This window comes from Antrihabitans stalagmiti (genome assembly GCF_016482825.1).
GTDB lineage: Bacteria > Actinomycetota > Actinomycetes > Mycobacteriales > Mycobacteriaceae > Antrihabitans > Antrihabitans stalagmiti.
Map to the genome: position 1 here is coordinate 97823 of NZ_JAEMNV010000002.1, position 14203 is coordinate 112025.

At 63.8% G+C, this 14203-nt stretch carries 13 protein-coding genes and 1 riboswitch; of the genes, 3 read left to right on the top strand and 10 right to left on the bottom strand.

All coding sequences use genetic code 11. The features are described from left to right. The first annotated feature begins 29 nt into the window (after nucleotides 1–29). Nucleotides 30–650: a TetR/AcrR family transcriptional regulator gene (locus JGU71_RS04995; protein ID WP_199702955.1), complete on the top strand. Its 621-nt coding sequence runs from the start codon at nucleotides 30–32 to the stop codon at nucleotides 648–650. Here JGU71_RS04995 and JGU71_RS05000 read toward each other — a convergent pair. Continuing rightward, nucleotides 647–1678: a CobW family GTP-binding protein gene (locus tag JGU71_RS05000; protein ID WP_199702956.1), complete on the bottom strand. Its 1032-nt coding sequence runs from the start codon at nucleotides 1676–1678 to the stop codon at nucleotides 647–649. The two genes, JGU71_RS04995 and JGU71_RS05000, sit on opposite strands and share 4 nt — an antisense overlap. Before the next feature lie 54 nt (nucleotides 1679–1732). On the opposite strand from JGU71_RS05000, the gene JGU71_RS05005 reads away from it, so the two are divergent. Continuing rightward, nucleotides 1733–2617 carry an alpha/beta fold hydrolase gene (locus JGU71_RS05005; RefSeq protein ID WP_307829499.1) on the top strand — a complete coding sequence of 295 codons (885 nt, stop codon included), beginning with the start codon at nucleotides 1733–1735 and terminating at the stop codon, nucleotides 2615–2617. On the opposite strand, the gene JGU71_RS05010 is transcribed toward JGU71_RS05005, so the two are convergent. The 8 genes from JGU71_RS05010 to JGU71_RS05045 all read right to left on the bottom strand — a co-directional run bounded on the left by JGU71_RS05010 (nucleotide 2614) and on the right by JGU71_RS05045 (nucleotide 9860). Continuing rightward, a complete protein-coding gene (locus tag JGU71_RS05010) occupies nucleotides 2614–3777 on the bottom strand; it encodes an N-acetylmuramoyl-L-alanine amidase (RefSeq protein WP_199702957.1) in 1164 nt (387 codons plus the stop codon). The genes JGU71_RS05005 and JGU71_RS05010 overlap by 4 nt on opposite strands. 195 nt (nucleotides 3778–3972) lie before the next feature. Continuing rightward, nucleotides 3973–4425, bottom strand: a complete 453-nt coding sequence (locus tag JGU71_RS05015) for a Rieske (2Fe-2S) protein (RefSeq protein ID WP_199702958.1) — start codon at nucleotides 4423–4425, stop codon at nucleotides 3973–3975. 103 nt (nucleotides 4426–4528) lie between these two features. Continuing rightward, a complete protein-coding gene (locus tag JGU71_RS05020) occupies nucleotides 4529–5104 on the bottom strand; it encodes a DUF6529 family protein (RefSeq protein ID WP_199702959.1) in 576 nt (191 codons plus the stop codon). Next, complete coding sequence (locus JGU71_RS05025; protein ID WP_199702960.1) at nucleotides 5094–5765, bottom strand: hypothetical protein; 672 nt, start codon at nucleotides 5763–5765, stop codon at nucleotides 5094–5096. Before JGU71_RS05025 ends, JGU71_RS05020 begins: the two co-directional genes overlap by 11 nt. Nucleotides 5766–5919: 154 nt before the next feature. After that, the gene (locus JGU71_RS05030) at nucleotides 5920–6417 is read right to left on the bottom strand and encodes an RNA polymerase sigma factor (RefSeq protein ID WP_233528786.1); all 498 of its coding nucleotides are present in this window, start codon (nucleotides 6415–6417) and stop codon (nucleotides 5920–5922) included. Between the two features lie 376 nt (nucleotides 6418–6793). Continuing rightward, nucleotides 6794–7717 (bottom strand): serine hydrolase, encoded by a 924-nt coding sequence (locus JGU71_RS05035; protein ID WP_199702962.1) that lies wholly within the window; start codon nucleotides 7715–7717, stop codon nucleotides 6794–6796. After that, nucleotides 7707–9176: a serine/threonine-protein kinase gene (locus tag JGU71_RS05040; RefSeq protein ID WP_199702963.1), complete on the bottom strand. Its 1470-nt coding sequence runs from the start codon at nucleotides 9174–9176 to the stop codon at nucleotides 7707–7709. Before JGU71_RS05040 ends, JGU71_RS05035 begins: the two co-directional genes overlap by 11 nt. Nucleotides 9177–9305: 129 nt before the next feature. Continuing rightward, nucleotides 9306–9860 (bottom strand): C40 family peptidase, encoded by a 555-nt coding sequence (locus JGU71_RS05045; RefSeq protein ID WP_372433127.1) that lies wholly within the window; start codon nucleotides 9858–9860, stop codon nucleotides 9306–9308. A 60-nt stretch (nucleotides 9861–9920) separates the two neighbouring features. After that, nucleotides 9921–10074: riboswitch (cyclic di-AMP (ydaO/yuaA leader) on the bottom strand. 292 nt (nucleotides 10075–10366) lie between these two features. On the opposite strand from JGU71_RS05045, the gene JGU71_RS05050 reads away from it, so the two are divergent. After that, entirely contained in the window at nucleotides 10367–12616 is a 2250-nt protein-coding gene (locus tag JGU71_RS05050) for a putative bifunctional diguanylate cyclase/phosphodiesterase (RefSeq protein ID WP_199702965.1), read from the top strand. A 24-nt stretch (nucleotides 12617–12640) separates the two neighbouring features. Here JGU71_RS05050 and JGU71_RS05055 read toward each other — a convergent pair whose 3' ends face one another. Further along, entirely contained in the window at nucleotides 12641–14134 is a 1494-nt protein-coding gene (locus JGU71_RS05055; protein WP_199702966.1) for a sugar transferase, read from the bottom strand. Between the last annotated feature and the right edge of the window lie 69 nt (nucleotides 14135–14203).

Here is a 14203-nt window from a genome sequence, read left to right on the forward strand (position 1 = left end):
CAGAAGCGGGTGCATTTACAATCACGCCAGTGACCTCGGCCAACTCGGTAGATCCCGCGAGCATCAGGGAGCGAATCCTCGATGCCGCCGAACTGTGCCTTGTCGAAAACGGTTACAACACACGCCTGCACGCCGTCATCGCGCAGCGCGCAGGGTTCTCGCGTCCGACTCTGTACAAGTACTTCGGCGACCAGGCCGCAATCGTCGACGCACTGTTCCAGCGCGAACTGACCAAGTACCTAGCTGTTCTCGACCCGATCCTCCGCGGCCGCGAGAAGCTGCTCGAAGTCGGATTCGTCGACGCGATCGTCTACACGGTCATCTACGCGCGCGATCACGAACTACTGCAGAAGGGGCTGCGCGACAGTCCGGAGATCGTCCTGCCCTGGTTCACAACCAGGTCGAAGCCGATCGTCGAGGTTGCAACCGGCGCTCTCACACCACATTTCGAGCGGTTGTTCACCCCGGAGCAACTGGCGAAGATGAGCCCGCGCGCGATCTCCGAGTGGGCCTTCCGCATCATCGCCTCGCTCATCACCACGGACGGGATCGTCGACACCGCCGACGAACAAGCACTGCGATCGTTCGTGAAGTCACTGCTGTCGATCGCGTTTCTGCCCCCGCCGGATCAACACCGCGACGACCGCTAACGCTCCAGGTATCGGTGAATGCCGAGCATCGCCTGCTGCTCGAGCACCGTGCCGGTGTGCACCGCGGCGTCGAGTCGTCCGCGGATCGCCTCCACATCGAGCTTCGTGCCTATGACCACCAACTGCGTCTCCCGTAGGTCACTCGCGACCCAGCGCGTCGCACGGATACGCAGATGACGGCCCACGTTGTGCACGACGAACTTTCGCTTCTCGCCGGCGACGGCAAACCTGGCGAAACCCTTCACCCGGAACACTCCGACCGGTAGGTCCTCCAGGAACTCGAGCAGCCTGACCGGATGCAGCGGCGTCGGCGTTACGAAGCTCACGCTGTCGTAATCGTCGTGCAGGTGCCGGTGGGTTCGCGGTTCGCCTGGCTCGTGGTGATGGTCCTCGATCAGTAGCTGGTCGAGGGACAGCTGTCCCGTCGCAGGCACCGTCTTCGGGTCGAACAGCAGCCGCGGATCGATCCGCGCCTCGGCGGTTGCGAGCACGGGAACCTGCTCGACGATGCCGCGAACCGTCGCGACCGTCGCCGAAAGCTGTTCTGCAGCAACCCTGTCCGCCTTGTTGACGAGGACGAGGTCGGCGAGCCGCAGGTGCTGATCGATTTCGGGATGCCGCTCGCGTGTCTCGGCGAACTCGGCCGCGTCCACAACTTCGATCAGTCCCCCGTAGGCGATATGCGGATTGGCACTGCCGAGAACCAACCTGATCAGACTCTTCGGCTCAGCGAGTCCACTTGCCTCGACGACGATGACGTCGATCTCGGATCGGGGGTGCGCAAGCCGGGCGAACAGGTCGTCCATCTCGCTGACGTCGACAGCGCAGCAGAGGCAGCCGTTGCCGAGGGACACCATCGAGTCGACCTGGCCGGCGACAAGCATCGAGTCGATGTTGATACTGCCGAAGTCGTTCACGACGACACCGATGCGAGCACCACCGCTGTTGTGCAGCAGATGATTGAGCAGCGTCGTCTTACCCGACCCGAGGTAGCCCGCGACGATCACGACGGGAATCGGGTTCTTCACGACGACCACCCTAGCGCCGGGGTTGCGACGTTCGGCGCGGCGTAGCCTGCAGTCGTGGAACCGACGCTGACAGAGTGGATCGCCGCAGGCAACAGGATGCAGGTCGGAGAGCACACGCTCTTCGTGCGTCAGGACGGGCCGTCGGACGGTCGGCCCGTGACGTTGCTGCACGGCTTCCCGACCTCCTCGCACGACTGGTCGCTGGCCCTACCCGCCCTCGTCGAAGCTGGTTGCCGGGTAACCACTCTCGACTTTCTCGGGTTCGGCGCGAGCGACAAGCCACATCCACACGACTACCTCCTGACCGAGCAGGCGACGCTCGTCGAGGGGGTGTGGGCGGCACTGAACATCAGCGAAACCGACTTGGTCGCACACGACTACGGTGTGAGCGTTGCGCAGGAACTGCTTGCGCGGCGCTCCGATCGGATCACGTCCATGGCCTGGCTGAACGGAGGTCTGTACCCGGACCTGCACCGTCCCATCAGGATTCAGAAGTTGATCCACGGTCCGATCGGCGGGTTGCTGTCCCGCGCCGCCAGCGAACGTACTTTCTCGGCATCGCTGAGGAAGGTTTTCGGCAGGCCCGTGGCCGACGATGTCCTGCACGAGATGTGGGTGTCGACCTCGAGCAACCGCGGCAAACGAGTCCAGCACGCGTTGTTGCAGTACATCGACGAACGCAAAGTCAATGCGAAACGTTGGCAGCAGGCGTTGGAGTCCTACGCCGGCTCGACACTGTTCGTCTGGGGTACGGCCGATCCCGTCAGCGGAGGCCACGTGCTGCCACGGCTACGCGAGCGGCTACCCGACGCGGAGTTCGTGGTGCTCGACGCCGCGCCACCGACCGGTCACTATCCTCAGGTGGAGAATCCTGACGCAGTCGGTGCCGCGCTGTCGGCGTTTCTGCGACGGGGCGAGCTTCCGAAACAGGCGGACTAGCGAGTTCCCTGAAAGGCACCGAGCCCGAGGCCGAGTAGCTGACTCGCCAAATTCGAGACCAGGCCGAACATCTCGTCGTCGACCATCGACTCGGCGCTACCTACACCGAGTGCATTGAGCAGCGGGCGCACGATCTCCATGATCGTTGCTGGCACGGAGTCACCGGAGCTTCCGGTCCCCGACTTGTCCGCCTTCGGCGTACTGGCTTTCGGTGTCGTCTTGGCTTTCGGTGTCTTGGGGGTCTCGGTGTCCGACGATTCGTCCGAGAACTCGTCGGACTCCGACGAACTCGGTGCTGTGGACTTCGGCGGTGTGCCACGGGCCGGGGTCGTGATATCGGGGCTGCCGTCGAGCAGGTAGGTCACGATTCCGGTGGTGATGGCGATGGCATGCTTGAGTTGGCCGTCGCCGTTCTCCAGCAGCGCGGCGTCCTCTGCGTTCGCGCCGTTGCCCATCTCGACGAAGACGAGTGGAACGGTGGTGAGCGCGGGACCTGCAACGTCGCTTCGCGTTTGCAGTCCATCGTCCACACCGGCGTAGTTGGCCGGGCTGAAGCCTGCCTTCACGTATGCGTCACGCACGTCCTTCGACGCTGCGAGACCGCCTTCGGACTGCGCCTTGTCCGCGGCAGCACTCGGTATCGGTAACTGCGGGATGATGAGGTGGAAGCCGTGATCCTCGGCGGGTGCGCCGTCGGCGTGAATGCTGACCGCGACGTCTGCGCCCGATTTGCTTGCCGCCGCGGCGCGCTCGTCGACGCAGCCGCCCCAGCCGGTGTCGTCGTTGCGACTGAGCACAACACTGGCGCCGAGGCTTTCCAGCGATGTCTTGATCAGCTGCGAGACGTTCCAGGCAATGGTGTGCTCGGGGACGCCGTTCATACTCGTCATCCCGGTGGTCTGGCAATCCTTCGTGCCACCGCGTCCGTCGTCGACCTGACGGGACAGGTTTTCGGAATGTCCGGTGCCCTGATGACCAGGATCGAGGAAGACCGTGCGCCCCGCGAGCTTCGTGCTCATGTCGGCAGGCGCGGCTGGTTCCGTCGTTTCGGTCGGTGTTGTCGGCGCAGGCTTCGTCGGTGCGGCATGCGCGGTAGCGGGCAACGCCAACGTCGATGCGACAGCGAGGCAAAGCCCGGCTTTCATAAGGCTTTTCTTCATTCGGATCGGCACGCCAATATCGCCGTGCCGCCTCCTTCCCCACTAGTTGACATCAATCCCGTTAGCCACTGTCGCAACATTGGCCTCAACTGACAAGGCTGCGAGCAGGCCGTTACGGAACTGTTGTTCGGGGAAGGAGGCGTGTCGAGGCCACCTTCGGCGCTTCGATCAGGTAACGCCGGACTTTCCGAAGAGCTAGGTCTTCACAATCGAGTCACCCTGCACCGCGATGCCGATACCCGGCAGCGGCGACGGCGCCGGACCACCCGCGACCGTGCCGTCGAGGTTGAACGAACTCGCGTGACACGGGCAGATGATCGTGCCATCGGAGATCTCGTTGACAAGACATCCCTGGTGCGTGCACGTCGAGGAGAACCCGCGGAAATCCCCCGCAGTCGGTTGCGTGACGACGATGTCGCCGAGAATCTTGCCTGAGCCGACCGGAATGTCGGACGTCTTGGCGATGGCATCGACGGGCGCTGCACCGTTCGCAGGCGCAGGCACCACCGGCGCGGGTGTTGCTGCAGATCCGGCAGGCGCCGAGTCCTTGCCGTAGGTGGTGCACGCCGCCAATGCCGTGGCCGCTGCCGCAATTCCCGCGCCTGCGACAACTGTCCGGCGAGTGAGCTGAGGGTCGTCGAGTTGCATGTCGTAACTCCGTAATCGTGGTCGTGGTTGTCAGCTGCGCCGAGGGCTGTCGACGCAGCTGCACTGTCTTTTCACGTGGCAGCAGAGCTTCGGGTTCACTACATCAGAACGTGATGCCTTTTTCTTGGAAGAACCACAGCGACGACGTAAGCCACAACCCGATAAGTCCGGCGAACACCACCCCACCGAACACTGGAATGACCCAGCCCGGCAACCCCTGCTTGGTCAGCAGCAGCATCTTTGCGGTGAATACGCCGTAGAAGAAGCAACCGAGCAACGAGTGCACCAACACCCGCGTCGTCGTGTCCTCGAAACCGAGTGCGTACAGACAGTGGACCGCGACAGGAACGGTTGCAAGCACGGCGAGTCGACCCGACCAGACGTGCACGACACCGATCCACTGCGGCGATCCGATTGCCGGAATCTTGCCGTATATCGCTGCCGCAGAGAACAACTGGAGCACGGCCAGCGCGGCGGCGACCGTGCCGAGCCACGACTTCACGGCAAGAGGACCCGAAAATCCAGCGACGTTGATCGAAAAGAACTGTGGGTTGTGGACCTTCGAGTACACCCCGAGCGCCACGGTTACCAACGCTCCGATCAGCAACGGCACCAGGATCGCACCCGCGGACGGTCCGCGGGACGTGCGCTGGACAACGGTGATGTCGTCAGAAGACATCGACGTCACCGCCGCTCACCTGAACGGCCGTCACAGTCTCGCCGTCGACGACGGCGGTCCCGTTCGGGCTCAACGCCGGGGCCGGGGACGTCACCCCGCCGGGTCCGCGTTGGACGCCGGTCACCGTGCCGTCCGCTGCCACGATCCAGCTCTGTCGCGACCCGTCGACGGTATTCACGTAGATGCCGGCGGGCGGTGCCACCGGCGCGGCGACGTACGGCCAACTCTTGTCACCGATGAACAATGTGCCTGCCAGGTCGGGTCCGTCCAGACGGCCGTCGAGGCGAGACGTGTTGTCTGCGTTCGCAAGTGACAGCTCGCCACCGACGGCGCTACCTTTCAGCCAGGTCTCGATCGTGTTGCCGTCGCAGGCATACGCGATCGCTTTGTCACCCTCGATCGTGATCGACAGCGTGATCACCCCGGTCGCGGTCGCGATCTCGTTGTCGACGTAGTCCTGCTTCGCCGGAAACGGCGCGGCCGCCGCCGGAGCGTCGCCGGCCGTCGGCGCGGGTCCTGCCGACTCCGCGACAGCCGGTTGCGACTGTGCTGCGGGCGCCGGCTTGTTCGGTTCTTCCTGCTTCGAGATGTTGGTTATCAGTAATGCCATGCCCAGGACGGCTGCGGCCGCCAGGGTCAGCAAAGGGCCTCGGCGTTTCATGGTGAATCCTCTGTTGGAAGTCGACCGTCGGATGGGCTGTCCGTCACGGTTTCGGTTCAATTTTCGCCCCGCCAGGGGCCTTCGTACATCGGTACCGACTGCCTATTTCTCAGCCGAATCGCCGAAGGCCACGCTGGACCGCACGCGAAGGCGCTTAAGCAGCGTCGATGACGGCAAGCTGTCCGCGCAGAGTGCGCAACCCGTAGTGCACTCGACTCTTCAAAGTGCCGACCGGGACACCGAGTTCGGTGGCAACGTCCTGGTACGGCCGATCGGCGACGACGACGAGTGCGACAGCTTCACGCTGCGATGCGGGCAGTCGGTCGAGCAATTCCTCGACGTACCAGGATTCGGCGAGTGCGTTCGTGAAGTCGGCGATCTTGTGGGTGTGGCTCATCATGTCGTCGATCTCGTCCCAGTGCGTGTCGCCGGGCCGAATCGCGCGGCTTCGCGCAATGTCGATGACGAGGTTGCGTTGAATCGCGAGCAACCAGGCCCGCACCGACCCCGCCCGGTCGTCGAACGTCCGGCACGCTTTCCACGCCCGCAGGAAGGTCTCCTGCACCGCCTGTTCTGCCAGACCCGAATCGCCGAGGCTGTTGGTTGCCCGCCACTGCAGCAGTCCGCGGTCGGCAGCCATGATGGCAGCCATTCCCTCGTCCGTGCACAGCCGAGCGCAATGGGGGGCGCAACGCTCGGTGTCCGCAACCAGGCGGAGGCGAGCGGAAGATCCTGTCGCAGTAGTCATGTGAATTAGATTGCGGGATGTGACCCCCGCACCACATCGGCGAACACTACCTACTTGTGGCACGAGGTAGGCATAGGTATCACGGATACGGAAAATGCACCCTAGGGTGGGTAAACGTTCGATCGATCGGCCGCTATGCGGGCCAGAAGGAGCGGACACCACACGCTCGCTGCAGGGTAATACGGACGCAGCGCCCCTTCGGTTCGCACCGGGCGGCTACGCCGCTCGTGAGTCTTTTCGGTGGTCAGGCCCTCCGGAAGGACTCACGAGCGCGGAGCGCCTATGCGCAGTTCCCCGGCGTCAATTCGGATACGTGCTTCGAGAGCCACTGGCCGATCTCGGTCAGAATGTCGGTGCCGTCCTCGAAAGTCCCGGATTTCGGCGACGCCGCCATCGAGATCGCGATCTGTCCGGTCGGCGTTGTGATCAACCCCAACTGCCGGACCAGGTAGCCGCCGTCGACAGCGCCCGGACCCCAGCCGCCCTTGTATTTCGCTCCTTCGACGGCCCCGAGCCCCCACTGCTGATCCGCTGCTATCGAACCCATCAGGTCGACGACGGGTGCTGCCAGCGGGAGGCACGGCAGGTCGGCTGTGAACCGAACCTGTTCTGCGAGTGACCATTCGGTTTGCCCGAAGGCCGAGTATTCCGGTCGAATCTTACGTTGCTGGACGGTCGTGATCTCGTCACCGGTTTCCACCAAGACCGCCTGAACGGCCGGCCCTGCCTGAGCGGGTGTGCCTAGCTGTTCCCAAAGCTGTTCTGCTGCAGCATTGTCGGATTGCGTTATCGCTGGGGTGGCGTATTTCGATGCACCCGAGCCGACCTGCCTGAATGCTGCAATCGCCAAAGGCACCTTGATGGTCGACCACGCTGGACCACTTGTCCACTCGCCCAACATGATCGGATTGCCGCCCGCCCCAACTGGAGCGATTGCGACACCGACCGTACCCGCGAGCGTCGCTTGCAATTCCTCGAAGCTGGCTTGGAGCTGCGGTAACCCCGGTGCTGCTGTCGATGCCGTCGGCGGAGCTGTCGCCGACCCCGATCCGGTCGGGGATCGATCGCTCGAGACCGTCGGCGGTTGCGCAGCGGGAGTGCCGTCGGTAGCCCGCTCGGGTGACTGGCAACCGGTGCCGAGTGCGAGCAGAACCGTGACGGCAGCGATGCCGGACGACCACCGTCGCCGCCGCTCAGTAGACATAGACCACCGCGTTGTCCCCTCCTGTGCAGGTAACGAGTGGACCACTCGCCGTGCAGTCCATCGTGTAGGCCTGCTGTGTCACCGGACTGATGGCGACCACCGGTCGCGACTCCCCTGGCGGCCCGCTACCCGCATAGGCGACACGAACTTCTTCCGCGAACGGGCACGACGTGATGAGCGTGCCCTTCGCCGATGTGGTGTACGCCGATGTTTCCGGGTAGAGCTGATCGCACGGCTGCGCCCCCGAGGGCAGCGAGACCTGTTCCGCGGTCGTCGGTGTCGGGTTCGTCGATTCGCCCGGGGATTCCGACGTCGTGACGCCGTCCCGCGCGTTCGTCGACCCGTCGTCCGACCTCGTCAGGTAGATCCAGCCGAAGGTCACGCCGAGTACGAGCAGGACGACAAGCAACGCCCCAACTGCGATTCGCGACCCGGACGACTTCGTGGGAGGCGCATACGGCTGACCGTTCGGCTGCTGCCAGTTCGGTGGCGGGGGCAACGGTGGTGGCACATTCCGCGGACCGCCTGGCGGCATCTGCTGCGGAGGTTGATTGCGTTCACCGAACACAGGCGCGTTCGGCACCGTCGGCGGAGCGGGTATGTAGACACCGTCCGGGCCGGTACCGATCAACGCTTGCTGCGCCGCACGAGCGAAGTCGCCCGCTGACTCGAATCGGTCCGCCGGATTCTTGGCCAGGCCTCGCACAACGACAGCATCGAGACCCGGCGTGATGCCGGCCTGGTGCGTTCCGGGTCGCGACGGCGGCGCGTTCACATGCGACATGATCAGCACGCTCACGCTTGTCGTCGGATACGGCGGCGCGCCGGTCAGGCATTCGTGCAGCACACACGCCAGCGAATAGATGTCGGCTCGTTTGGTGACGCCGCCCGAGTCGAACCGCTCCGGCGCCATGTACGCATAGGAGCCGATCGCCGTACCAACTTTTGTCAGACTCGGATCGGTCTCGTTGTTGGCAATACCGAAATCGACGAGATAGGCGAAGTCGTTGGCGGTGAGCAGGATATTTTCAGGCTTCACGTCACGATGGACGAGATGATCGGCGTGCGCCGCGTCGAGCGCGGCTGCGATCTGGCCGATTATGCCGACCGCGCGTGCGGGAGAAAGCAGTGTCTCGCGCCGCAGCACCGCACGCAGGTCTTCCCCAGGCACCAGCCGCATGTCGATATAGAGAACGCCATCGATTTCACCCCAGTCGTGGATCGGGATGACGTGCGGTTCCTGCAATCGGGCGGCGGCCCGCGACTCGCGGCGGAATCGTTCCTGGTAGTCGAGGTTCTTCGCAAGAGACTCGGGGAGCAGTTTGACCGCGACCGTCCGGTCTTTCACCGTGTCGTAGGCCTCGTACACCTCACCCATGCCGCCCTTGCCGAGCAGTCTCTGCAACTGGTAAGGCCCGAATCGGGTACCTGCACGCGAGATGTGACCGGGCTCGCTCATGTCACCCCCTCAGCGTCCGATGGCAGATCGCAACGAAACCCATCGTAGACAGACGCGTTGGAGGTCCCCGTACTCCACACCTGACGAAGGCGACGTCGACCGCAGCCGCGGTCGCGTCGACCGTCGAAATCAGATGCGGCGTGCCGCGTAGAACGACTGCGAGCTCAGCGGTGAGAACTGCACAGGAACACCGGTCGTCGAGGCTTCGAGAATCTGGCCGTCGCCCGCGTAGATCGACGCGTGGCCACCACCGTTCGAGATGACGATATCGCCGGGACGAAGGTCGCTGATCGAAACCGGCTGACCGACGGTGCCCTGTTCGAACGACGTGCGTGGCAGGTTGATGCCCGCTTGCTTGTAGGCCCACTGCACCAAACCGGAGCAGTCGAAGGCGTTCGGTCCGGTACCGCCCCACGAGTAGCGCGCGCCGACCTTCGTACGTGCGGCATCGAGTGCGCGTTCGCCGGTGGACTCCGCGACCTGCGGCAGCGGCGGAATGCCGGGTAGGCCCTGGAACTGCGGAAGCGGCGGCAGTTCGGGTGCGGCGAAGACCGGAAGCTGCGGCATATCCGGGACGTTGAAATCGCCGATGCCGGGAATCGTGACGGTCGCGGCCATTGCCGGTACCGCGGGCAGACCGACAGTTCCAGCGGTGACCGCGCCTGCGATCACTGCCCCTCGCACGGTTCGACTGACGCTCGACTCGCGCTGCAATCTGTGCTTAGCCACAGAAAGTAATCTCCATTCTTCCATCGGTCCGCCGACCGAGTTAGCTGACGGGTTCGGGCCTGGAAGGGCAGCCCTACTCCCAAACCGCAAGCGGTACAGGGAGATTCACCCCAGAGAACATGGTTCCCCGGCTCGAAGTCCACGGACTTCGATTAGGCGGTGACCGTCGATGCCGGACCAGGAGCGGCTCGGCTGGTTTTCGAGGTCACGGGAAGATTACGGAAAGCAAGCGCGCCTGTCCAGTGAGGAAGACGGCGCGTCACGTTTCGAGTGTGTTAGCGCACAGCACGAAACGGACATACCTCGCACATCGTCGAGCCGAATCCGCGACTTCCACCGAAACCCCCGCAAACCTCGAGATAACATCGCGCTAATCGTCTCGGGTTCAGTCGCATCGACCGAATTCGCCACGTCTTGCATGTGGGGATCTCGAGATCTGCGTGGACAACCCGAGGAGTTCGATGAGCACCCGGCGGCCGAGCGCACCCGCCTGGCTGTTCCTTGCTGGTTCTGTCGTCGCAGCAACCGCCGTGCTGTTGCTGCCCGCTCCGGCCAATCAAGCCCCGCTGGCAACGACCGCGATACTTTCGACGGTCGCAATCGTTGTCGGGATATACCGACACAAGCCGCATCTGCCTGCACCGTGGTGGCTGATCGCGGCGGCGAATACGGTGTCGACCACCGGCGGTATGTTGCTCGGACGGGCAGCTGATCACTACCCGGGCGTCGCCCTCGTACCCCAACTGATCATGCTCCTCGCCGGTCCGCTCACCGCTGCGGCAGCGTTGGTTTGGCTCCGGACGTACTCGAAGAACACGGCACGCACCGTCGCCATCGACTCGGCGCTCGTCGGAGTCGGCGCCCTCATGGCCGCGTGGGTGCTCCTGCTGTCCCCCGCCGTCGGTGCGGGCAGCAGCCTCGAGGACCCCCGTTTCGCCGCGGGAGTGCAATTGGTCGTCGACGCCTTCGTCGTCGCGATGATCGCGCACGTCGCCTTCACTGCTGCCCGCGGCAATCGCGCCTTCGTACTGATCGGTTCGGCGACGATTCTGCTCCTGGCTTCCGACGTCATCTATGCAACCGATGCCATCAGAGCCAGCGGCGATGGGCGCTACTTCATGATCGCCGCGACGCTCTCCTACGGCTGTTTCGGTGCCGCAGCGTTGAACCCTGGGATGGCGAAGATCGGATCCGTGGAATCGAGTGCCCCCGATCGGCCACATCCGCGGTTCGTTGTGGTCGCGGTCGCATGTGTGCTCGCGTCGGCCATTCCCGCCACCCGGCCACCGTTCGGCATCACCGACCAGATCGTTCGCGCGGTCATTCTGGTCACCCTGATCGCGGGCGTCCTGTGGCGGAGTGAACGCGCCGTCCGCACCATCGCCCACAAGGAGTCGGACGCCCGCCACCGTGCCACCCACGACGAACTGACCGGGCTCTCCAATCGAGCCTGGCTCTACGCATCGCACCGACGTCACGGCGTCGGTGCACCAGCTCGCCCGACAAGCCTGCTGTTCATGGATCTCGACAACTTCAAACTGGTCAACGACAGCTACGGGCATCGCACCGGGGACGAATTGATCGTGGCTGCTGCGGAGCGCCTCGAAGACGTCGTCGGCGCTATCGGGATCGTGCACAGGCACGGCGGTGACGAGTTCGTCGTCACAACCCATGCCGACCGCCTTGCGACCATCGCGCTTGCGGAACAGATCCTGGCAGCCTTCAGCAAACCTTTCGAGCTGAGCCAAGTTCGCGTCACGCTGTCGACGAGTATCGGAATCTCCCAGAGCTCGCTGCACGGGGAACCAGCCGACCTCGACGACTTGATTCGCGAAGCCGATTCGGCGATGTATCACGCCAAATCGAAGGGTGCCGGTAGCTACGCGATCTTCGACGACCAGCTTCGCGAGCGGGCGATGCAGAAGTTGCAGGTGACAAGCGCATTGCGCGACGCGCTGAACAACCGCGAGTTCGAACTGCACTATCAGCCCATCGTCGATGCGACAACCGAGCGAACCGCCACCTACGAAGCGTTGCTCCGCTGGCGCCACAAGGGCATGTTGCGGACGCCGGGTTACTTCATCGAGGTGGCGGAATCCAGTGACATCATCATCGAGATCGGGGCTTGGGCCATCAACTCGGCGTGCGAGCAGTTGGCACGGTTCTGGCAGGAAACGGCGGACCGTCCCGCGGTCTCGGTCAATCTGTCAGCACGCCAGCTTCGCGACGAGAGCTTCGTCGATGTCGTCGCTGCAGCACTTGCCAAGAACGAACTGCCGCCGTCGGCTTTGTGGCTCGAGCTGACCGAAACCGCACTCATCGACGACCACGATGTGGCTCTGACGATTTTGAACAGCTTGAGTTCGATGGGTGTGACGATCTGCCTCGACGACTTCGGGATCGGGTACTCCGCGTTGAGCAATCTGAACAAGTATCCGATCGACATCGTGAAAATCGACAAGAGCTTCATCGCCACGCTGGGTTCCGACAGCACGCAGAACGCGAAAGACCGCGTCCTCGTCAACTCGATCGAAGCGATGTCGAACGCACTTGGCCTCGTCACTGTTGCCGAGGGGGTCGAGAGCACAGACCAGCGGCAGCAGGTGCGGAATATCGGCTGCCGCTACGCACAGGGCTGGCTCTACGGTTTGCCGCAGCCCCGCTTCGCGCCTGCGGCCACCACCGAATCGATCGACGACCTCACCCACTGACCGCTGAGGTCAGCGTGAGCCTCGTCAGTACGCGCCGTCGCTCCCGGCGACCGCACTGATGGTCTTCTTGATGATGAGCAGGTCGTGGATCATCGACCAGTTCTCGATGTAGGACAGGTCCAGTCTGATCGCTTCGTGCCACGACAGATCCGATCGACCGCTGACCTGCCACAGACCCGTGACACCGGGCTTGACCATCAGACGTCTGCGAACGGTGTCGTTGTACTGCTCGACCTCACTGCGCAGCGGCGGCCGCGGGCCGACGACACTCATCTCACCGCGCAGTACGTTCAAGAATTGTGGTAGCTCATCCAGGCTGTACCTGCGCAGGAAGCGACCGACCGAGGTGACGCGTGGATCGTCGCGCATCTTGAAAAGCGGCCCCGCGCCGTCGTTCTCCTCCTGCAACGCGGCAACGTGTTTGTCCGCGTCGACGAACATGCTGCGGAACTTGATCATCTGGAACGGCTTGCCGTCGAGGCCGATTCGCTCAGACCGGTAGAAAACGGGTCCGGGGCTGTTGGTTTTCACCGCTATCGCAGCAGCGATCATGATCGGCGAGATCAGCAACGTGGCGAACGCCGCGAAGAAGAAGTCGAAGGCCTTCTTGCCGAGTGAGCGGGTCCGGTCGTATTGCGGCTTCTCCACGTGCAGCATCGGCATGTCGGCGACCGGTCGGCTTTCGAGCCGCTGACCAGCAACGTCGACAACGCCGGGGGTGACGATGAGATCGACACCGAGTGGTTCGAGATCCCAGACGAGCTTGCGGGTATCACCGGGACCGAAATTGTCCGTGGCTGTCAGCGCAACCGTGTCGGCTCCGGTCAACCGGACCGTCTCCAGCACGGTTCGGTCGGTGCCGAGAATAGGGATGTTCAGGTCCCCGACCTCGATCGACGACACGTCGTCGGTCGGACCTTCAGGGGTGCAGATCCCGACGACGCGGTAGCCGGCGTGCGGTTCACGGGCGAAAGCCAATGCGGTAGCCCTGGCCGCATAGTGACTGCCGACGACGAGAACCGAGGTTTGGTACTGGTTGTTCGCCCGCATGCGGGTGGCGTATCGGCGCCAGGCCCGACGATTGAGCATCAGGGCCGCGAGGCCGAGCGGGAAAGCGATCGCCAGGTAGCCGCGTGCCAAATCGACTCGGGCGAGCAGAGCCACGATGGCGACGATGCCGAACAGGCGGAAGGTCGCGGTCGCGATTCGGCGATATTCCTCGGCGCCGCTGCCGATCACCTTGGTCGAACGGGTGTGAAAGATGGCGAGCACGGCGAGCCAGCCGACGATGATGACAGCTGACACAACGGCGTAGGAAACCTCACGGCCCAGCGAGAACAGCGAGGTGTCACCGCTCAGGCCGCCGAACCGAACGAACTGTGCGGTGAGGACGGCCCCGACGACGACGAGTAGGTCGGTGATGGCGAGCCGATTGGCGTATTCGGCCTGCCAGCGCTCCCGCTCGGATTGCGCGAACGTACGCGAGCTGCGATCGGTGTCGAACGCCGCTGATGCCATCTACTGATCTCCTGAGAGTCTGATCAATCGGAAAGCCCAGAGCGTGGGCAGTCCGTAGTAACTATCCAG

Coding starts and splice junctions, on each gene's coding strand:
- JGU71_RS05040 (WP_199702963.1), bottom strand. CDS start 9,176: ATGAGCGAGCCCGGTCACATCTCGCGTGCAGGTACCCGATTCGGGCCT.
- JGU71_RS05015 (WP_199702958.1), bottom strand. CDS start 4,425: ATGCAACTCGACGACCCTCAGCTCACTCGCCGGACAGTTGTCGCAGGC.
- JGU71_RS05020 (WP_199702959.1), bottom strand. CDS start 5,104: ATGTCTTCTGACGACATCACCGTTGTCCAGCGCACGTCCCGCGGACCG.
- JGU71_RS05010 (WP_199702957.1), bottom strand. CDS start 3,777: ATGAAGAAAAGCCTTATGAAAGCCGGGCTTTGCCTCGCTGTCGCATCG.
- JGU71_RS05030 (WP_233528786.1), bottom strand. CDS start 6,417: ATGGCTGCCATCATGGCTGCCGACCGCGGACTGCTGCAGTGGCGGGCA.
- JGU71_RS05055 (WP_199702966.1), bottom strand. CDS start 14,134: ATGGCATCAGCGGCGTTCGACACCGATCGCAGCTCGCGTACGTTCGCG.
- JGU71_RS05035 (WP_199702962.1), bottom strand. CDS start 7,717: ATGTCTACTGAGCGGCGGCGACGGTGGTCGTCCGGCATCGCTGCCGTC.
- JGU71_RS05050 (WP_199702965.1), top strand. CDS start 10,367: ATGAGCACCCGGCGGCCGAGCGCACCCGCCTGGCTGTTCCTTGCTGGT.
- JGU71_RS05025 (WP_199702960.1), bottom strand. CDS start 5,765: ATGAAACGCCGAGGCCCTTTGCTGACCCTGGCGGCCGCAGCCGTCCTG.